This window comes from Mycobacterium sp. IEC1808, assembly GCF_002101935.1.
GTDB lineage: Bacteria > Actinomycetota > Actinomycetes > Mycobacteriales > Mycobacteriaceae > Mycobacterium.
In genome coordinates this window covers 1-19,216 of the sequence record NZ_LQPV01000011.1, presented here as the reverse complement: position 1 = coordinate 19,216, position 19,216 = coordinate 1, and the positions used below count along the sequence as shown (strand labels likewise).

Genomic DNA, 19,216 nt, shown 5'->3' with positions numbered 1-19,216 from the left:
AGGACTGTTAGATGGGACGGGTTGACGGCAAGGTAGCGCTGATCAGTGGCGCCGCCGGCGGCATGGGCGCCGAAGATGCGCGGCTGCTGGTCGAGGAAGGCGCCAAGGTGGTTATCGGCGACATTCTGGACGACCAGGGCAAGGCGCTGGCCGAGGAGATCGGCGACTCCGCGCGCTACGTCCACCTCGACGTCACCCAGCCCGACCAGTGGGACGCCGCGGTCGCGACCGCCGTCGGCGAATTCGGCAAGCTGAACGTGCTGGTCAACAATGCGGGCACGGTCGCGCTGGGGCCGTTGAAGGACTTCAAGCTGGACAAGTGGCAGAAGGTGATCGACGTCAACCTGACCGGCACCTTCCTGGGCATGCGGGCGGCGGTCGAACCGATGACCGCGGCCGGGGGAGGCTCCATCATCAACGTGTCGTCGATCGAGGGGCTGCGCGGCGCGCCGATGGTGCACCCGTACGTCGCGTCCAAGTGGGGCGTGCGCGGGCTGGCCAAGTCGGCGGCGTTGGAGTTGGCGCCGTTGAACATCCGGGTGAATTCGATCCACCCCGGTTTCATCCGCACCCCGATGACCGCGCACCTGCCCGAAGACATGGTCACCATCCCGCTCGGCCGTCCGGGTGAAGTCCGCGAGGTCGCAACGTTCGTGCTGTTCCTGGCCAGCGACGAGTCCTCTTACTCGACGGGGAGCGAATTCGTCATGGACGGTGGGCTGATAACCGACGTGAACCACAAAGAGTTCTAGGTGCTATAACCGCGAGCATGCTGCGCAGTTTGGCGGGTGTGGTCGGTTCGTCTCACGTCGTCACCGACCCTGACGTGCTGGCCGGCCGCAGCGTCGATCACACCGGGCGCTACCGCGGGCGCGCCAGCGCGCTGGTGCGGCCGGGTACGGCTGAGGAGGTCGCCGAGGCGTTGCGGGTGTGCCGCGACGCGGGGGCGCACGTGACGGTGCAGGGCGGGCGGACCTCGCTGGTGGCCGGGACCGTCCCCGAGCGCGATGACGTGTTGCTGTCGACCGAACGGCTGCGCGCGCTCGGCGACGTGGACACCGTCGAGCGTCGCCTCTCGGCCGGCGCCGGAGCTACCCTGGCTGTCGTCCAGAACGCCGCTGCCGCAGCGGGTTTGGTGTTCGGCGTCGATCTGGCCGCCCGCGACACCGCCACCGTCGGCGGCATGGCATCGACGAACGCCGGCGGCCTGCGCACCGTCCGCTACGGCAACATGGGCGAGCAGGTCCTTGGCCTGCAGGTGGCGCTGCCCGACGGTTCGCTGCTGCGCCGCCACAGTGAGGTGCGCAGCGACAACACCGGCTACGACCTGCCGGCGCTGTTCGTCGGCGCCGAGGGCACCCTCGGCGTCATCACCGCGCTGGACCTGCGGTTGCATCCGATGCCGTCGCATCGGGTGACGGCGGTCTGCGGGTTCGCCGAACTGGAGGCGCTGGTCGACGCCGGCCGCACGTTTCGCGACGTGGATGGGATCGCGGCTTTGGAGCTGATCGACGGCCGGGCCGCCGCGCTGACCGCCGAACACCTCGGTGTCGGGGCGCCGGTGCAGGGCGACTGGTTGCTGCTGGTGGAGCTGGCCGCTGACCACGACCAGACGGATCGGCTCGCCGACCTGCTCGAGGGCGTGCGCCTGGCCGGTGAGCCGGCCGTCGGCGTGGATGTCGCTGCGCAGCAACGGTTGTGGCGGGTGCGGGAATCGCTCGCCGAGGTGCTGGGTGTGTATGGGCCGCCGCTGAAGTTCGACGTGTCCTTGCCCCTGTCGACCGTTGGTGAATTCGCCAGGGAGGCGGTCGATTTGGTCGGGGTGCATGCGCCCGACGCGCTGCCCGTGTTGTTCGGCCACATCGGAGAGGGCAACCTGCACCTCAACGTGTTGCGTTGCCCGCCGGAACGCGAGCAGGCGTTGTATGCGCCGATGATGGATCTGATCGCGCGATGCGGCGGCAACGTCAGCTCCGAGCACGGCGTAGGCAGTCGGAAGCGCCCCTACCTCGGGATGTCGCGGGAGCCCGCCGACATCGCCGCGATGCGGGCGGTCAAGGCCGCCCTCGACCCGACCGGTTACCTCAACGCGGCCGTGCTGTTCGACTGATCCACAGTTGCAGTTTTATCCACAGGCCGGGTGCCGGGTGTGTTCGGGTGGGGGTTTTGACGGGGGTGGTTTTTAGCGTCGGGCTATGGGCTTGAGTGCGGAGTTGGCACGGCAGCGGATCAGCGCTGCTCTTGATGCGATCGACGCCGCGCACGTGGTGTTGCGGGAGACCTCGTCGGATCTGGTGGGCAACGACTTTCGCGTCGAGGTGGCCGAGCGGCTCGAGACCCAGGAGCGGGTGAATCGGGGGGTGATGTATCGGGTGTTCGGTGAGATCGCCGAGCCCCCGGACGGCAGTCCGTCCCTGCCCGCGGTGCGGGGCCGGTTGTGCGCGCGGCTGCGTCTGACGTCCGGGGAGGTGACGCGCCGGTTTCGGTTGGCGGCCCGGATTCGGCCGCGGCGCTCGCTGGCCGGCCCGCCGGTGGGGCCGGAGTTGGCCGAGGTCGCGGCGGCGGTGGAAGCAGGCGCGCTCGGCGAGGATCACATCCGCGCGATCTGTCACGCGGTGGATGTGCTGCCGGCCAGCGTCTCACCGGCCGACGTCGCGGAGGCCGAACGCCTGCTGGTAGAGCACGCCGCGAAACTGGACTCCGGGGTCATCGGCAAGCTGGGGCAGCGCATCGCCGACTATCTCAACCCCGACGGACTGTTTACCGACGAGGACCGGGCGCGGCGGCGCGGGCTGCACCTGGGCCCGCAAGGCCCCGACGGTATGTCGCGGCTGTCCGGGCTGCTCGACCCCGAGGCCCGCGCCTACCTGGAAGCCATCGCGGCCGCGGTGCGCCCGGGGCGCCACCAACCCGACGACACCAGCCCCGCCGAGGAGCGCGACACCCGCAGCACCGCCCAACGTGGCCACGACGCCCTCAAACTGGCCCTGCGGACCGCGATCGGCTCCGGGCAACTCGGCACCCACCGCGGCCATCCGGTCACCGTGGTGGTCACCACCACGCTGGGCGAACTCGATCGGGCCGCCCATGCCGCCGTCGACCCATCGGTGCCGATGCCCGCTCCCGCGCGCACCGGCGGCGGATCGCGCCTGCCGATGCCCGATCTGATTAGGATGGCGGCCAACGCGATTCACTATCTCGCGGTATTCGAGGACCACACCGGCCGGCCCCTCTACCTGGGTCGGCAAAAACGCATCGCCACCCCCGATCAACGCCTCATCTGCCATGCCCGCGACCACGGCTGCACCCGTCCCGACTGCCTGGAATCGGGCTATCACTGCGAGGTCCACCACGTCCCCGACTGGGCCGCCGGCGGGCAAACCGACGCGGATAAACTCTTTTTCGCCTGCGGCCCCGATCACGCCGGCGCCACCGACGGCGACTATCACACCGAAGTCACCGACACCGGACGCCTCGCCTGGACCGACGGCACCGGACCGCCAGAAATCAACCACGCCCATCACCCCGATGAACTCCTGAACGGAGACCCCGACCCGCCGGAGCCGACGGACTAGGTCGTTCCCTTGATTCCGACGGCGTGGCGCAGTTGCTCGAGGAACTGATCGGCGTCGTCGCTTCGCACGATGTAATGCGAGATCGCGATCCGGATGACGGTCGCCGCTCGCACCGCGGCGTTGGGTCCGGAGAGGTGCCGTTGCAGGCCGTCGCGCATCTGCGGGATGACGCGGCCGAACTGGGCGATGGTGTGCTCGGGTTCGACGTCGACCATCCGCACGCCGGAGTACGAATGCTGATACTCGACGATGAAGCGCAGCACCGCGTCGAGCTTGTCGGCTCCCTTCAGCCCCGCGGTGGCCTTGACCAGGCCGCTCTCGAAGCTCTGCCGTTCGTATTGCGAAAACGCCGACAGCAGCTCCTCTTTGGAGGCGAACCAGCGGTACAGCGTGGGACGCGAGACGCCCGCTTGGGCGGCCACCTCGGACAGGCTGAGCTTCGTCTTGCCGTTGCGGCCGAGGACCTCGGCGGTGGCGTCGAGGATGCGCTGGCGTGTTGAGGTGTCGATGTCCGCGGCTGGGGCCGGGTGGCTCATAGGAGAAACTTTACGAAGTATCGCGAGCGTGTCACTGTTTTTTCGCTTCCCGGCCAGGGCGCCCTCGCACCAGCACGCATTGTTGAATGGCGCCGACCGCGCCCCCCTCGTCGAAAAGTGTGCCGACCGTGGTGCCGATGCCGTCCGGCCCGTAGCTGGTCTCCGCGCGAATGCCGATCCAGTCGCCGTCGGGGATCCGGAACACGTGCACCGCGAGGTCGGTGTTGAGGAACGTCCACTTGGTGATGTCGAGCTTGCTGCCGATGCCGTTGGCGCAGTCGGCCACCGCGAACAGCCGCTCCAGCGGGCTCATGGCCTCGCCCTTGACCAGGTCGACGGTCGGCTTGATCCAGGATTCGCCCGGGCCCTCGCTGAGCGGTTCGGTCAGCCACAGCCAGTCCAGGCTGTGCACGTAGTTGCGATCCCAGTCCCGCGCCTTGAGGTTGCGGTCGCGGGCCTCGGCCCGCGGCCGGGGCAGGGGAGTCGCGCCGTGCGCCACCGCGCGGGTGTCTTGGTGCTGCAACCGCCACCCGCTGGCACGCGCCACCGGCCGGGGTTCGCCGTCGGGCCCCGGCGCCAGCATCTCGGCGGTGACGAGCTCGATTTGTTTCCCGCCCCGTTGGACTTGCGAGCTGACCCACAGGTCGCCCTCGGCCGGCACCCCACCCAGCAGGTCGATGACGACCCGGCCGAGGTGGGTGTCGTCGCGCTGCGCACACCGTTCCAGCGCCCGGACCAACAGCGCCGACACCGGGCCGCCGTGCTGGATGGCGGCCGACCAGGTGCCGCGCGCCAGGTCGGTCGCCGCGAACTTCTCGCCCCGCGGGTCGGCGTCGTCGATCAGCTCGTAATAGGAGTCGGTCATCCTCTGCCTTCCGGGTGTCAGGGTAGGCCCGCGCCGGGGGTGTCGACCGTCACCGCGTCCACCTGGGAGAGCCGGGTGCCGATCAGTCGCTGAGGATAAGCGTCGGTGCTCGACAGCAGAAACAGCGTGCGGCGCGCGGGGCCGCCGAACGCGCACGCGATCGCCACCCGCTCGCCCATGCCGATGCGGTCGGTCACGGCGCCGCCCTCGGTGATCCGCTCGAACTGGTGCGCCAACGTCATGGACGCCCACACTGCGCCCTCGGCGTCCAGCGCGATGCCGTCGGGCGGCCCGTCCAGGCCGTCGGCGAAAACCCGGCGGCCGCTCAGCCCGCCGTCATCGCCGATGGTGAACGCGGTCAGCCGCCGCCCCGTCGACTCGGCGACGATCAGCGTCTTCCGGTCCGGCGTGATCACCATGCCGTTGGGAAAGTCGAGGTCTTCCGCCGCGATGGTGGCTGTGTCGTCGGCGTCGAGGCGGATGATCGCGCCGCCGGAGAACGCCTGGCAGCCGATGTAGGCGCGCCCCGCGTCGTCGACGACCATGTCGCCCAGGTTGACCGGCGTCAGGGCGGCGAGGTCGGCGACGGTGTCGACGGTTTCGCCGTCGTAGCGCAGCACCTGCCGGTCCTCGGTCGAGGCGATCAGCAGGGACCCGTCGGGACGAAATCCGAGGCCCGACGGGGACCGCCCGGGCAGCGCCACCGTGGTCACCGAGCCCCGCATGTCCACGGTGTGCACGGCCTCACCGAGCATGTCGGAGAACCACAGCAGTCCTTCGAACCAGCGTGGGCCCTCGCCGAAGCAGAACCCCTTGGCCAACGGCTCCGGGATCATCCGCTCACGCCTTTACAAAACACCGGAAAAGTGTCACGTACGACGTGCGTCGGTGTCAATCTCGCCCAGCTCGCGCGCGACGGCCGTGTGGTAGGCGTCGATCCCCGCGGGATTGGTCTTGGTCCAGTTGGCCGGGTTCTTGGACAGTTAGCGGTTTTGTTGGCCAGCATTGGATGAGCCGTATTTGTCGGACCTGTCTACGAGAGTGTGGGTATGGCCGATCAGAAGTTGCGTGAGTGGCGTGGGGTGAAACTCGTCGCGGGGCCCGCGGGGGTGGCGATCACCTGTCGGATGCGTACATCAGCCGAAGATGAGTACGTGCTGGATCGTGTGGCGGCGCAGCTTGGCCGGTTGCGTCGCGCTGATCTGGCGGCGACATCCCGGCGGGATCTGGTGGATTCGCGATTGGGCGCTGAGCAACGCCGACAGGTCCGCCGGGATCAGCTCAACGCCCGTAAGAAGGTGTTGACCGCGCAGTCCAGTGCGCGGTGGGCCACCGCGATCATCGCGGGCAACGATGACCAGTACTGTCTGGCCCGCGAGGCCCAATACCGCCACGTCGTGGGGCTGCGGGCGGCGATCGCCGCCATCGAAAAGCGACTGGCCGCTCCCACCATCGACGCATTAACGGGCGCGGAGCCTAAAGCCCGCCGCAAAGCCAAAGGGCCGAAAGGTTATGCGACTCAGCACGAACGATTCACCAAACAGCAGCGGCTACAGGCTCTTCGCGGCCAGCTCGCCCAAGCCGAAGAGGATCGCCGCAACCAGCGAGTACGTGTCACTGAAGGTGGGAAACGTCTGGTCCGCACCCGCCGCCACCTCGACAAAGCCGGTCTGACCGTCGCCGAGTGGACACGGAAGTGGGCGGCAGCGCGCTGGCGGATCACCGCGAATGGTTCCCCCGATGAACCCTTTGGCAATCTGACGATCACCGTCACCCCAACGGGTGAGGTCAGTGTGCGGTTGCCCAAACCGCTGGAGCATTTGGCGAATGAGCCGCGGGGACGTTACGTACTGTCCGCGCCGGCGGTATTACCGCATCGCGGACACGAGTGGGCCCAGCGGATCAGTAACGGAAACTCGGTGTCCTACACCATCACCCGCAAGGCTGGCCGCGGCGGCCGCTATCTGACCGCGTCGTGGGCGATTCCCACGCTGCCGTACTGGGTCGGCCGCTACGACACCGCCGCCGGTGAGGACGTCTACGCCACCGGCCCCGTGGCGGCAGTCGATCTCAATGACGGGCACCTCGCCGTGCGCCGACTCGACGCCCATGGCAACCCCACCGGTCGTGCTGAGCGCATCGACATCGACCTCACCGGCTCCGCGGCACGCCGTGACGCCCAGGTCCGTCACGCCATCACTCAACTGATCCGTTACACGCAGCGGTTCGGGATCACTGCGATCGCGGTGGAAGACCTCGACTTCGCCGACGCGCGGGCCACTGGCCGCGAAACAATGGGCCGCGGGACACGCGGGAAACGGTTTCGCCGCACAGTATCCGCTATCCCGACTGCGGTGTTCCGCAACCGGCTGACCGCGATGGCCCATCATGCGCAGATCGCGGTGTTCGCGGTCAATCCCGCCTACACCAGCAAGTGGGGTGCCCAACATTGGCAGCACCCCTATCACAACGTCACCCGTCACCAGGCCGCAGCCACGGTGATCGGGCGTCGCGCCCAAGGTTTGTCGGCGAGGCGACGGAAAGGTGTGACACCAGCGCGACCAGAGGACCGCGCGGTGAGAGCTACCGACCAGACCGCACCGAACAGCCCGACGGCGAGTACCGGTCGTCGCCACGAGACAGGGAAACGGGCAACCACATGCCGTCAGCCCACCTCGCCACGCACGCGACAGCCGGGCCGGGCAACCGTTACCCCGGCACTGGCCAACAACGGCCAACTACGTATGTAACGGTTGGTGACGAAGTCGTACACGTCCTCGGCGGAATGGGTGAAGGCGGTCTCCGAAGTGCTCGTCACGATGCCCAATTGCCTTGCCTCCCTGGATGTTGTTAGCCAAGCTTTACAAATCTTACTCAAAGTGTCACGCTGAGCCCTGAGCTGCTAGCGCGGAGGTGGAGCGGATTTGACGAAGGCTTCTGAGGAATCCGAGCAGATCGAGTGGACCGTGCAAGGTCTGCTGGACCTGTTCGACGTGCGCCCCGACGGGCAGGACCGCTTCACCGGAGAAACCGGGATCGCCGTCGGCGACGAACGGCAGGTCGTCGAGGGCACCCAGGTGCTGGCTCAGGCGATTGTCGCGGTGGCCAAACGATTCCCGGACAAGTCGGTGCGCTCGGCACACGCCGTGTTCTCCCGTGCGGTGACGGTCGGCCCACCGATCGAGCTGGTGCTCGACGTCGTCGCCGAGGGCCGGTCCACCGCCACCGCGGTCGTCGCCGTGCATCAGAACGGTCGGCGCTGCCTGAGCATCACCGTGCTGGCCGACGTCCCGACGGGCGATGTCATCCGCCATCACCTGCCGCGTCCCGACGTGGCGGCTCCGGCCGAGGCCAACCATTCGCCGATGCCGATGGTCGGGCGGGAGCTGCGCCTCGTCGACGTCGTCGACGTCAACAGCCCCGACGAGGTCGGGCCGCCCGAGCTGTACGCGTGGCTGCACTACGACCCCATCCCGACCCGCGACGACCTCGCCAAGGCGCTGGTCGCCTACTTCACCGGGCACCTGGGGATCTCCACGACCATGCGGGCGCACCCCGGCATCGGCACCAGCCAGGCGCACCTGACCGTGTCCACCGCACCGATGAGCATTTCGGTCGCCTTCCACGAACCCGTGCGCTGGGCGGGGTGGCTGCTCTACACCCACGAGAGCACCCAGGTCGGCGCGGGCATGTCGTACGTGCGCGGGACGGTGCACTCCGAGGAGGGCGAGCTGCTGGCCTCCTTCGCCCAGGAGGCGCTGATCCGTCCGCTGCGCACCAGCGACACGGCGATCGATTCGCGCGCCCGGTTCTGACCGCCATGCGCTTCACCGTCACCCATCCGATGCACAGCCATCCGTACAACCCGGAACTGGTCAGCGGTGAAGGCATCGGCAAGGTGGCCGCGGCCACCGAAGCGGCGGGCATCCATGGTTTCGGCTTCACCGACCACCCCGCGCCGTCGCAGCGCTGGCTGGAGGCCGGCGGTCACGACGCGTTAGATCCTTTTGTCGCTTTGGGTTTCGCGGCGGCGAGGACGACGACGCTGCGCCTGATTCCCAACATCGTGGTGCTTCCGTATCGAAACCCGTTCGTGGTGGCCAAGTCCGGCGCCACGCTCGACCTGCTCTCGGGCGGCCGCTTCACGCTCGCGGTCGGGGTGGGCTACCTCAAACGGGAATTCGCGGCGCTGGGCGTGACGTATGACGATCGCGCCGAGCTGTTCGAGGAAGCGCTGCAGGTGATCCGGGCCATCTGGACGGAAGACGATATCTCGTTCGAAGGCAGGCATTTCAGCGCCAAGGGCATCACCGCGCACCCCAGGCCGGTGAGCCCTCCGCCGATCTGGATAGGCGGCAACACCACGACCGCCCGCCAGCGCGTCGCCCAATATGGCGACGGCTGGTGTCCATTTCCCGCCCCGCCGCAGCTGGCCCAGACCGCGGGCACCGCGGTGATCGACTCCGTCGAGAGCCTCACCGTGGGCATCGACGATCTGCGGCGCCGCTGTGATGCGGTGGACAGGGACTGGTCGGCGATCGACATCACCTTCACCAACTTCGAGGGCGGCAGCCCCGCGACTGACGACTTCAACGCCGACGCATACCTCGGCGGCCTGGAAAAGCTTGCGGCCGTGGGAGTCACGTGGGTCGGCGTCCACTTGCCCGGCGACAGCATGGCGCATGCGCTCGAGACCCTCGATCGGTTCCGCACGCTCGTGATCGACGCGATGTAGATGGACTTCTCAGCCGTCGAGCTCAGCGCCGAGGACCAGGAATTCCTTGAGGAAGCCCGGGCCTTCATCGCGAAGCACGTCACCGACGAGGTGCTGCGCCGCCAGCGCGAGTTCGGGGAAAACTTCGACGAGCAGGTGCATCTGGCGCTGGGCGAAGCCGGCTACCTGGCGTCGGATTGGCGGCCGGAATACGAGGGCGGATTCAGCCCGGTCCGCCGGCGCATCTTTCACCTCGAGATCGCCCGCGCCCACACGCCCTGGTACCACTGGGGAACCACCTCTGTGGTCGCGCGGCTGGTGCAGCAGTTCGGCGCTCCCGAGCTCACCGACAAGGTCCTGCCCGGCGTGCTGTCCGGCGAGATCCGGCTGTGCCTGGGATACACCGAGCCCGAGGGCGGATCCGACGTCGCCACCTGCAAGACCCGCGCGGTGCGGGACGGGTCTGCGTGGATCATCAACGGCTCCAAGATGTTCACCTCCAACGCGCAGAACGCCCGGTACGTCTTCCTGCTCACCAACACCGATCCGCAGGGGCCGAAACACAAGAACCTGACCATGTTTCTGGTGCCGCTGGATTCACCGGGCATCGAGATTCAACCCATCCGCACCCTGGACGGCGACCGCACCAACATCGTGTTCTACAGCGACGTGCGCGTCGACGACCTCTACCGCATCGGCGAGGTCAACGGCGGCTGGACGGTGATGCGCTCGGCGCTGGACTCCGAACACGGCATGGTCGATCCGGAAGACCATGGCCTGCAATACGTTGCGGCGATGTCGGCGCACGGCGACATCATGGCCGAGGTGGTCGACACGGTCGCTGCGCTCGTCGCGCAGGTGGACGACGCGTCGGTGAAATATCGGCTCGGACGGGCCGTCGCGCGGATGGAAGCGGCGATGTCCACGCCCGGGATGTTCGGGCGCGTCGCGATCGCGCAGACCATGCGCGACATCTCCCCAGAGTTGATGGACATCCTGGGACCGGCGTCCGCGCTGCCCGCCGAGACGCCGGGCTCTGCGAGTGACGGTGCGGCCGAACACCTTTACCGGCTGGCGCTGCCGCTCGGCATCTACGGCGGCACCCTCGAGGTGTTCCGCAACATGATCGCCCAGCACACGCTGAAGCTCGGGCGTCCCAGCTACGGTGCCTAGCTCTACCCGTGGTGGGCGGCGTTGATGCGGGCGGACAGCAGGCCCACGCCGTCACCACTCAAATACCGCAGGGCTCTGGGACGCCCGGCCAGGACCGACGCGATGTGTGCTGCTTGCCCCGTAACCCTTGGTCCGCCGGCGGAGTGAGACCAGTCGACGTCCGTGGCGTTCAGATTGAGGCCACGGGCTCGTGCGGCCGCGGGGACGAACGGGTTGGGAACGCGCACCTGCGTATCGAGCACAGTGGTGACGGTGGACGGGGGCACCGTCGATTCCTTACCCAATGCGAAGGCGATGTCGAGTTCGTGAATGACGTGATCGCCCAGCAGCAGACGCTTCGGAAAGACGCGGCCGATGCCTCGGGGTCGGCGCGCCAGCTCCTCCAGGTCGGCAATCAGCTGAGCGGGATGGCGACGCACGGCCAGATCGCGGGCCAACTGCGCGTTCGCGGCGTCGAAGGAGCCCCGCTGTCGGACCATCTCCGCGGCGACGTCCCGCGCCGCGGCGCCATAACCGATGACGAGATGGGCCAGCACGTCATGATTGGTCCACTCGCTGCAAAGACTCGGCTCGGCCCACTGCGCCGCGGTGATGTCGCGCGCGAAATCGGCAAGTCGCCCGTCGTTGTCGCGCAGCGCATCAGCCGGCCCTGACATCGAGGTGCTCCTTCAGGAAGTCGACTTGGTCGGCGAGGAGGGCCTCCAGCAACGGGGGATGGTAGATCTGGAAGTGGTCGCCGTCGTAATGCCGCACCACACCGCGAGGAGCCGAATGGCCGACGCCCTCGGCATGGCGCGAGTCCATCAACGTCTCGCGCTGTGACACGCAAACCAAAAGCGGCGCTTCGATTTTCTTCGCGCAGCGCTTGGCGCTGCTCGTCGCGATGCCGACGACGTCCACCGCGGCCATGCGGTTATCGAATGCGGTGCCGGGCGGCACGGTTGAATACCATCCTTCGAGTGCGCCCGGGCTAGTGACGGTGGCCAGGTCGCCGGGCCGACCCACGATGGGGACGTAGCGGCGGCTGGCCGAAAACGCACGGCGCACAGCGTCTTCGGCGATCGCCGGAGTCAAGCGCAAGGCGGACCACAATCCATTTCGCGTCAGCGTGCCCGGGCCATGCACGATCGGACACTGCACCACCACCGCCCGGATATCGGGTTCTTCTGCCGCCGCTTGCAATACGTGCAGCGCACCCAAACTCGTTCCCCACAAGCCCAATCGGGTTGTGTCTATCGCGTCGTGCCGGCGCAGATACCCACACGCCGCAACGACGTCCTGTCGATGCCGTCGCATGTTGAAGTGCTGCCGGGGCTCGCCACCGGACTCACCCGTGTAGCGGTAATCGAAGGCTAGCGTGGCGATGCCGGCGGCGGCGAAGCGTCGTTCGTACTGCCCAAGCAGCATGTCGTGAGTCGCGCCCAGGCCATGAGCGAGCACAACACCGGGGTGGGGGCCGCGTCCCTCGGGAAGAGCCAGCCAGCCTGCGCATTCTGTGTCGTGCGACATGAACGACACCCGTTCGGTGCCGGACCGGGGGGCCCAATTGAGATCATTCGACGATACGTACACCGTACGTTTGTATAATAAGTACGGTGTACTTGTCAACGGCCGGGTCGATGATCAGTAGGCTGATCCCGACATGAAGGCACGATTCACCGTCGCCGAGGTGCGGGCGCAGGCTCTCCAAATCGTCGACCAGGACGGGCTTGCGGGGCTGAGCATGCGGTCGCTGGCCGCGGCGCTGGGCACCGGACCGATGACGCTCTACAACTACGTCACGGACCGCGAAGAGCTCGAGGGGCTCGTCGCGGAAGCGGTGCTCGCCGACGTCCGCCTGCCGCGCCCGTCGAAAGATTGGCGCTCCGATGTCAAGGGCATCGCAACTGCCATTTGGCGGGCCGTGCGCCAGCACCCCAACGCCGCGTCCTTGGTGCTCACCCGAAGGGTTGTGTCAGCGGCCGGGTATCTTCCGGCCGAGCGGCTTATCGAATCCCTCGCCCGGGCGGGGCTGAGCGACCTCGATCTGTTGGCGGCGTTTCGCGGTGTGCTCAGTCTTGTAATGGGTGCTGCGCAAGTGGAATTGGCGGGGCCACTGTCCGAAACCGCACCCGCAAGCGTTCGCGAGAAGTCGAATGTGGCGATGGCCAAACGTATCGGGCAGCTCGCGGCGGCCGACCACCCGCACATGGCCGCGCTCGCAGAAACCTCCCAACGCTCAACGATGGCCAAGGATTTCGATCGGGCTCTCGACATGCTGCTTGCCGGTATCCAGTCCCAAGCCCGACGTTAGGCTCCCGTAGCCGCCTGGACTGGAGTCGTGCGGGCGTTGATGAGGGTGGGCCGCCCCCGGTCGGCGATGCCGGCCCGCACCATCTCGACAACGTCGTCGGTCGTATGGGCTTCGTGTGCGTCGACACCGTAGCTGGCCGCGGTGGCCACGACATCCAGGCCCGGCAGGTCCAGGCCGGGTACGCCTGGCGTCTTCTCCCACACGCCGAATTCTTTGACCACGCCGTATTCGCCATTCGAGGCGACAACGATGGTCACCGGTATCTCATACTGCGTGGCGGTCCACAATGCGGTAATCGCGTAATGCATTGAGCCGTCGCCCATCAGAGCGACGACCGGACGATCCGGGGCCGCCAATTGCGCGCCGACTGCAGCCGGCAGGCCGTAGCCGAGGCCGCCCCCGGCCGACGACAGGTGCGACAACGGGCGGCCGGGCCGGATGCTGTTAGTGATAGCGACTTCGTTGCTACCCGCTTCGCTGACCCACAGCGTCTCCGCGGGTGCGGCCAGGCCGACCGCCGTCCAAAGCGCCTCGGGCTCGAAGGGAACCTGCGCTTGTCGCAGGTCCGGAATCGGCGCGCGCGGAGCGGGGGCGCCGCGCTGGGTGGACTTCGCCGCGGCGAGAAGAGCTTGGGCAGCGCTGGCCAGGTCGGCAATGATCGCGTCGCCGACGGGGGCGCGGGCGGCTTCGTCGGGATCGTTGGTGATGTGGAGCAAGGTGGCGCCTTCGGGCACGTATGGGCCGGGAACTCGGGGGTAGTACCGAAATACGGGGGCACCGATCACCAACAAGAAATCATGTCCGGCAAGCATGTGTGAGATCCAACCGGCGCCGGGCGGCAGTATCCCCTGATATAGCGCGTGATTCTCCGGGAAGCCGCTCCATCCGGTCAGCGGTGCCGTCCACACGGGGGATTGCGTTCGTTCGGCCAACCCGACGACCGCCTCCCACGCGCTGTAGCGCTCGACATCGCCACCAACGATCAACGCCGGTGATCGCGCGCCGTCCAACCGCGCCACGATCTGCTCGGCGACTTCGGCGGAGAACCCCGACACGGATGTCACTGAACGGTTCCCGATGGCGGCGACGTCATCCGCCTGCGCTTCGTCGAGCTCGATCGGCATGTCGTCCATCGGGAGCGAAACGAACACCGGGCCCCTCGGCGGCGCAGTCGCGAGGTGGATGGCGCGAGCCAATACGGCAGGAGCCTCGCTGGCGAGGGCGGGCTCGGCCGCCCATTTCACGAATGGTCTCGGGACGGACGTGGGCTCGATGTTGGTCAGCAGGCAGTATTGATTTTGCATCGTCCGGCGCTGATTCCCCGCAGTGACGATCAAAGGCGTCTTGTTGACGAACGCGTTGTACAGCTGTCCCTGGGCGTTCCCCATTCCCGGGGCGGTGTGGAGATTGACCAGCGCGGGCCGGCCGGTAACTTGCGCGTATGCGTCGGCCATGCCGACGGGCACCATCTCCTGGAGTCCCAGCAGATAACGGAAATCGTCTGGGAAATCCTGCAGCAGAGCCAATTCCGACGAGCCCGGGTTCCCAAACCAGGTCGTCAAATTGTGTGCGCGGAACAGATCGAGAATCGCGTTACGGACGGTGGCCATGGCAGCTCCAGAGGTCGGGTCGGCGGTGATAGGGAGAGTCAGTAGTTGGTTCGCCCGCTGGTTGGCTTGCGGTGCGGGATCAGGCCGATGCCCCCAGGCGGTGCCTCACCTCGATGATGACTTGGCGTGCTGGCCGCGGAATCCTCAACACCTGGTAGTCGACTGTGATTAAGGCCGTGCCGACGTGGAGTTTGTCGCGGCAAGTCGGGCCCGCGCACCGGGGACGTCCAGCCGATACACTTCCCACATGATTTACGCCCGGAGCTGGGCGGGCGCGAAGTCATCGATACACCGATGAACCCTGCCGAGCACACGCGACTGGCAGAGCAAGCCGACGCCTTACCTCCCGTGTTGCGCGGCGAGATGATGTTCACCTCCAAGTTCGGCAGCGACGCAACCGCGGCCTTGCTCGAGATGGCCAACGCGTACACGGCGCGCGATATCCGGTTGGCGCGCGAGCTGTATCTGGAGGCGCTCTCGACGGTCCTTTTCGCCGGTCGGCTGGCCGGCGCTCGCGGCGTCCTGGAAGTGGCGGTAGCCGGCGCGGCCGCGCCCCGACCGGAAGATCCTGCCCGGCCAACCGATGTCATGCTGGATGGATTGACGGCCGTCGTCATCGATGGCGCTGCGGGAGTCAGGCTGGTCCGACGAGCCGTACACGCGTTCTGTCGCACGGACGAAACAAGCCACCACGACGGGACGCGATGGCTCTGGCTTGCCTGCCACGCCGCAATAATCGCCTGGGACCATCGAGCGTGGCAGCTGCTCCCGGCTCGGCAGGTCGCTTTGGCTCGGGAGGCAGACGATGAGCGTGCGCTGGCCGTCGCGCTGCAGTCGCACGCGGCGGCGCTTGTTTGGACCGGTGACTTCGCGGCGGCTCGGCGGTTGATCGCCGAAGCGGACTCGGTCGCCACCGCGACGGCGACAATGATGTTTCCCTACGCCGCGCTTCCTCTCGCGGCGTGGCAGGGCGACCAAGCCGAGGCCCGGCGACTTATGCGCGCCGGCAAGCACTATGCCGTTGCGCGGGGCGAGGGGATGTGCTTGGCCTCGATTGAGTTGGCGACGGCAGTGTTGTGCAATGGGCTCGGGCGGTATGAGGACGCCTTCGTCGCGGCCCGAGAAGGCAGCGACCATCCCCAAGAGCTGTGGGCGAACTTCCTGCTGCCGGAGTTGATAGAGGCGGCAACGCGTTGTGGGCAGGCGAACGTAGCGAACCGGGCCCTGCACTTGTTGACCGAAAGTGCCCATGCTGCCGATACCGACTGGGCGTTAGGGGCTTTGGCGTGCTCGAAGGCGCTCGCCAGTGGTGACGCGGCCGCCGAACGTCTCTACCGCGAGGGAGTCGAGCGACTGGACCGCACGAACCTTCGTCCGGCCGCCGCACGTGCGCGACTCGTCTACGGGGAATGGCTGCGCCGGGAGCGACGCCCACTCGATGCGCGTGCCCAGCTGCGACCGTCCTACGAAATGTTCGCCGCCATGGGTATGGAAGCCTTCCGCGAGCGGGCTCGGCTGGAGCTGGAGGCGACCGGCGAGCATGTGCGCGAAAGGCATTCCCCGGCAAGCCCTTCTGGGCTGACACCGCGAGAAGTTCAGGTCGCCGCATTGGCGGCGCGGGGAGCCACGAATGCCGAGATCGGCGCCCAGTTGTACATCAGCTCCAATACCGTCGCGTACCACCTGCGCAAGGTGTTCACCAAACTGGGCGTCACCGCGAGACGTCAACTCGGACTGGCGTTGAAGGACGAGTCGGACGATTAGCCGCGGTGGCTGAGCGGCAGCTCGGCGACGACATCGACGCGCGCGGCGTCGAAGCTGAAAAAGCCCTTGATGGGCAGGCTTTCGGGCGGCGGATCCTCGTAGCTCCACGCGACGTCGTCGACATCGTCCGTGGACCAGTAGGTCGCGTAACCCTTGTAGTTGCAGTAGCTCGACGTCTCGGAGCGCCGCAGCAGATCGGTGCGCACGTGAGCGGGCGCGACGTAGAGGCGCGGCTCGAGCGCGGTCTCGAACAGGATCACCGTGTCGTCGGTGTCCACCAGCGTGGTGCCGTCGACCGTGACGCGCAGGCGGCGCGTCGTCGGGCGGCAGTCGACGCGGTGGTACGGATTCGGCGGGTAGTGCACCAGCTGGCGCCCCTCCTCCAGCCAGGTGTCGACGGCGTCCCAGGGCACCTGGACGAAACCCGGGGCCTCGGGCTCCGGCTCGTTCCGGAGGTCGCCGACCTCCTCGGCAGGAAACGCGTAGCTGAGCGGGCGACCCTGCCGGTGCACCAGCAGCGCCCGTTCGGTGTCGATCACCAGGCGGCCGCCGACGAAGGCCTGCACGCGTCGGGGGTGTGGCTCGACGTAGACCACGCCGGCGGGTATCTGGGGAGCGAACCGCCCGGCCGGATCAGCGGACAGCGGTCCCCGTCCTGCTACCAAAGTCATTGGTCAAAGCTTATCGGCAGCGCCGGTCGGGCCGTTCGGAACATTTGCGGAGGGCGCACTGTTGTGTCGCCCGTGACGAACCAGGAAGTAGACGGCCGGCTGACTGCTGAGAGCACGCCGCCGCATGAGTCCCTGTTCCTTCCGGCAACGATCGGGCGCGCGGACCTGAAAAACCGTGTCGCCCTGGCGCCGATGACCCGCGTCAGCGCTACCGCGGAGGGACTGGCCACCGAGCGGATGATTTCGTACTACGGCGTGTACGCCGACGGTGGATTCGGCCTGCTCATCACCGAAGGCATCTACATGGACGAGCAGGCCAGCCAGGGTTATCTGTTCCAGCCCGGCATCGCCACCCCCGCTCAGGCCAAGGCCTGGCAGCCGGTGGTCGAGCGGGTCCACGCGGCCGGCGCGAAGATCTTTGCCCAGTTGATGCACGCCGGCAGCCAATCGCAGGGCAACGTTTACACATCCTCGAACGTAGGCCCGTCCGCGGTGCGTCCGAAGGGTGCACAAGCCGCCATGTATCGCGGATCGGGCCCGTACGCGATGCCCGAAGCGATGTCCGCCGAGCAGGTTCGCGAGGTGCGCCGGGCCTTTGTGAGGGCTGCGCGCCTGGCCCGCGATGCCGGCTTCGATGGGGTCGAACTCCACGGCGCGAACGGGTATCTGCTCGACGAGTTCCTCACCGACTACTTGAACACTCGCACCGACGAGTACGGGGGAACTGTCGCCAATCGCGTTCGCTTGGCCGCAGAGATCAGCAGCGACGTCGCGGTTGCGGTGGGATCCGAGATCACCACCGGAATCCGCATCTCCCAAGGGAAAGTGTCCGACCATCAGCACCGCTGGGCCGGTGGCGAACAGGACGCGGCGGTAATCTTCGGCGCGTTGGCCGACACGGGCATCGACTACATCCACACGACCGAGTACCGCGCGCTGGCACCGGCTTTCGATGCGGGCCCGAAGACGTTGGCCGAACTGGCCAAACAGCACAGCGGCCTGCCCGTGCTCGTCAACGGACACCTTGACGATCCCCGCGATGCGGCCGCCGTCATCGAATCCGGGATCGGCGACGTCGTCACTCTGGCCAAACCAGCATTGGCCAACCGCAATTGGCCTCAGCTGGTTCGCGCGGGTCAACCGCTCGCCGGCGACATTCCCGCGGATCTGTTTGGCCCCATCGCCGACATCAAGGACTGGGAACTGCTCTCCCCGGGCAGCACCAGCTGATCCCGGCGCCGGGCTCTCCGGAAACTCGTTGCGTCCCAACCCATTCCGTAGGTCAGCCGCGGCCGCGACACAAGCATAGGCATTCGTGTTCTCGGAAAGCCCGAATGTCGGCTTGGAATCTGCATACGCTGAGCCGACGGCCGGTAGGAGGAAGCGATGTCGTATCTTGCGGTGGCTACGGACTTCGTGGCACGGGCGGCATCGGATCTGTCGAACATCGGCGCGGGCCTGATCGCGGCGGACGAGGCAGCGACGACTCCCATCACGTCGATCACGCCCGCCGCGGGCGATGAGATCTCCGCGGCCATCACGTCGGTGTTCTCCGGCCATGCGCGGGCCTTTCAAGGCCTGACCAGCCAGGCGGCGGCGTTTCACGCCCAGTTCGTGCAGGCATTGAGGGGCGCGAGCGGAGCGTTTGCGGCCGCCGAGGCGGCCAACGTGCCGTCGTTGCAGACCGTGGAGCAAGACGTTTTGGCGGCGATCAACAAACCCACCAATTTGTTGTTCGGGCGCCCGCTGATCGGCGACGGCGCCAACGGGACGGCGGCCAACCCGAACGGCGCGCCCGGCGGGTTTTTGCTCGGCAACGGCGGCAACGGCTTTTCGCAAACGGGCAACCCCGGGGTGGCCGGCGGCGCCGGCGGGGCCGCGGGATTGGTCGGCAACGGCGGTCTCGGCGGCGCCGGTGGGGCCGGCGCGGCGGGCGGGGCGGGCGGCACCGGCGGGTGGTTGTACGGAAACGGCGGCGGCGGCGGTAACGGCGGGGTGGCGTTGCGGGGCGGCGG

Annotated in this window: 18 protein-coding genes and 1 pseudogene; 11 read left to right on the top strand and 8 right to left on the bottom strand. The window is 67.6% G+C overall.

From position 1 onward, the window contains the following. Positions 1–11: 11 nt before the first annotated feature. The 3 genes from AWB92_RS06760 (at position 12) to AWB92_RS06750 (ending at position 3,575) form a co-directional block, all read left to right on the top strand. Positions 12–752 (top strand): glucose 1-dehydrogenase, encoded by a 741-nt coding sequence (locus AWB92_RS06760; RefSeq protein WP_085184625.1) that lies wholly within the window; start codon positions 12–14, stop codon positions 750–752. A gap of 17 nt (positions 753–769) precedes the next feature. Continuing rightward, a complete protein-coding gene (locus tag AWB92_RS06755; RefSeq protein WP_085184624.1) occupies positions 770–2,110 on the top strand; it encodes an FAD-binding oxidoreductase in 1,341 nt (446 codons plus the stop codon). 85 nt (positions 2,111–2,195) lie between these two features. After that, the gene (locus tag AWB92_RS06750; protein WP_085184623.1) at positions 2,196–3,575 is read left to right on the top strand and encodes a 13E12 repeat family protein; all 1,380 of its coding nucleotides are present in this window, start codon (positions 2,196–2,198) and stop codon (positions 3,573–3,575) included. Here AWB92_RS06750 and AWB92_RS06745 read toward each other — a convergent pair. Genes AWB92_RS06745 through AWB92_RS06735 form a run of 3 tightly spaced genes read right to left on the bottom strand, consistent with a single transcriptional unit; the run spans position 3,572 to position 5,812 of the window. Continuing rightward, positions 3,572–4,111, bottom strand: a complete 540-nt coding sequence (locus AWB92_RS06745; protein ID WP_085184622.1) for a TetR/AcrR family transcriptional regulator — start codon at positions 4,109–4,111, stop codon at positions 3,572–3,574. The genes AWB92_RS06750 and AWB92_RS06745 overlap by 4 nt on opposite strands. A gap of 31 nt (positions 4,112–4,142) precedes the next feature. Then, positions 4,143–4,976 carry a thioesterase family protein gene (locus AWB92_RS06740; protein WP_085184621.1) on the bottom strand — a complete coding sequence of 278 codons (834 nt, stop codon included), beginning with the start codon at positions 4,974–4,976 and terminating at the stop codon, positions 4,143–4,145. Between the two features lie 17 nt (positions 4,977–4,993). Next, positions 4,994–5,812, bottom strand: coding sequence for an SMP-30/gluconolactonase/LRE family protein (locus tag AWB92_RS06735; RefSeq protein ID WP_085184620.1), 819 nt, complete (start codon positions 5,810–5,812; stop codon positions 4,994–4,996). A 213-nt stretch (positions 5,813–6,025) separates the two neighbouring features. On the opposite strand from AWB92_RS06735, the gene AWB92_RS06730 reads away from it, so the two are divergent. Beyond that, positions 6,026–7,726 carry a hypothetical protein gene (locus AWB92_RS06730; protein ID WP_085184619.1) on the top strand — a complete coding sequence of 567 codons (1,701 nt, stop codon included), beginning with the start codon at positions 6,026–6,028 and terminating at the stop codon, positions 7,724–7,726. Here the strand turns inward: AWB92_RS06730 and AWB92_RS30400 are convergent. Next, positions 7,708–7,803 (bottom strand): annotated as a pseudogene (locus AWB92_RS30400) (SRPBCC family protein); the annotation flags it as partial. The gene AWB92_RS06730 and the pseudogene AWB92_RS30400 overlap by 19 nt on opposite strands. A gap of 97 nt (positions 7,804–7,900) precedes the next feature. On the opposite strand from AWB92_RS30400, the gene AWB92_RS06725 reads away from it, so the two are divergent. The 3 genes from AWB92_RS06725 to AWB92_RS06715 are packed head-to-tail and all read left to right on the top strand — an operon-like array spanning position 7,901 to position 10,863. After that, the gene (locus AWB92_RS06725; RefSeq protein ID WP_085184618.1) at positions 7,901–8,791 is read left to right on the top strand and encodes an acyl-CoA thioesterase domain-containing protein; all 891 of its coding nucleotides are present in this window, start codon (positions 7,901–7,903) and stop codon (positions 8,789–8,791) included. Between the two features lie 5 nt (positions 8,792–8,796). Next, entirely contained in the window at positions 8,797–9,711 is a 915-nt protein-coding gene (locus tag AWB92_RS06720) for an LLM class F420-dependent oxidoreductase (protein ID WP_085184617.1), read from the top strand. Further along, positions 9,712–10,863 (top strand): acyl-CoA dehydrogenase family protein, encoded by a 1,152-nt coding sequence (locus tag AWB92_RS06715; RefSeq protein ID WP_085184616.1) that lies wholly within the window; start codon positions 9,712–9,714, stop codon positions 10,861–10,863. It begins immediately after the preceding gene. A gap of 2 nt (positions 10,864–10,865) precedes the next feature. Here the strand turns inward: AWB92_RS06715 and AWB92_RS06710 are convergent, their stop codons facing one another. Both AWB92_RS06710 and AWB92_RS06705 read right to left on the bottom strand, forming a co-directional pair. Continuing rightward, on the bottom strand, positions 10,866–11,519 hold the full coding sequence (locus AWB92_RS06710) for a maleylpyruvate isomerase family mycothiol-dependent enzyme (protein WP_085184615.1): 654 nt from the start codon (positions 11,517–11,519) through the stop codon (positions 10,866–10,868). Next, positions 11,503–12,435, bottom strand: a complete 933-nt coding sequence (locus AWB92_RS06705) for an alpha/beta fold hydrolase (protein WP_241523391.1) — start codon at positions 12,433–12,435, stop codon at positions 11,503–11,505. Before AWB92_RS06705 ends, AWB92_RS06710 begins: the two co-directional genes overlap by 17 nt. 70 nt (positions 12,436–12,505) lie before the next feature. Here AWB92_RS06705 and AWB92_RS06700 point away from each other — a divergent pair, with 70 nt between their 5' ends. After that, a complete protein-coding gene (locus tag AWB92_RS06700; RefSeq protein WP_085184614.1) occupies positions 12,506–13,156 on the top strand; it encodes a TetR/AcrR family transcriptional regulator C-terminal domain-containing protein in 651 nt (216 codons plus the stop codon). Here AWB92_RS06700 and mdlC read toward each other — a convergent pair. Continuing rightward, positions 13,153–14,766: a benzoylformate decarboxylase gene (mdlC, locus tag AWB92_RS06695; protein ID WP_085184613.1), complete on the bottom strand. Its 1,614-nt coding sequence runs from the start codon at positions 14,764–14,766 to the stop codon at positions 13,153–13,155. The genes AWB92_RS06700 and mdlC overlap by 4 nt on opposite strands. 294 nt (positions 14,767–15,060) lie before the next feature. On the opposite strand from mdlC, the gene AWB92_RS06690 reads away from it, so the two are divergent. Further along, positions 15,061–16,530: a LuxR family transcriptional regulator gene (locus tag AWB92_RS06690; RefSeq protein ID WP_085184612.1), complete on the top strand. Its 1,470-nt coding sequence runs from the start codon at positions 15,061–15,063 to the stop codon at positions 16,528–16,530. Here the strand turns inward: AWB92_RS06690 and AWB92_RS06685 are convergent. Then, entirely contained in the window at positions 16,527–17,201 is a 675-nt protein-coding gene (locus tag AWB92_RS06685) for a DUF427 domain-containing protein (RefSeq protein ID WP_085184611.1), read from the bottom strand. The two genes, AWB92_RS06690 and AWB92_RS06685, sit on opposite strands and share 4 nt — an antisense overlap. A gap of 72 nt (positions 17,202–17,273) precedes the next feature. Here AWB92_RS06685 and AWB92_RS06680 point away from each other — a divergent pair, with 72 nt between their 5' ends. After that, positions 17,274–18,431: an NADH:flavin oxidoreductase gene (locus tag AWB92_RS06680; RefSeq protein ID WP_241523390.1), complete on the top strand. Its 1,158-nt coding sequence runs from the start codon at positions 17,274–17,276 to the stop codon at positions 18,429–18,431. A 156-nt stretch (positions 18,432–18,587) separates the two neighbouring features. Continuing rightward, on the top strand, positions 18,588–19,216 hold a 629-nt coding region (locus tag AWB92_RS06675; protein ID WP_142281972.1), incomplete at its 3' end, for a PE family protein.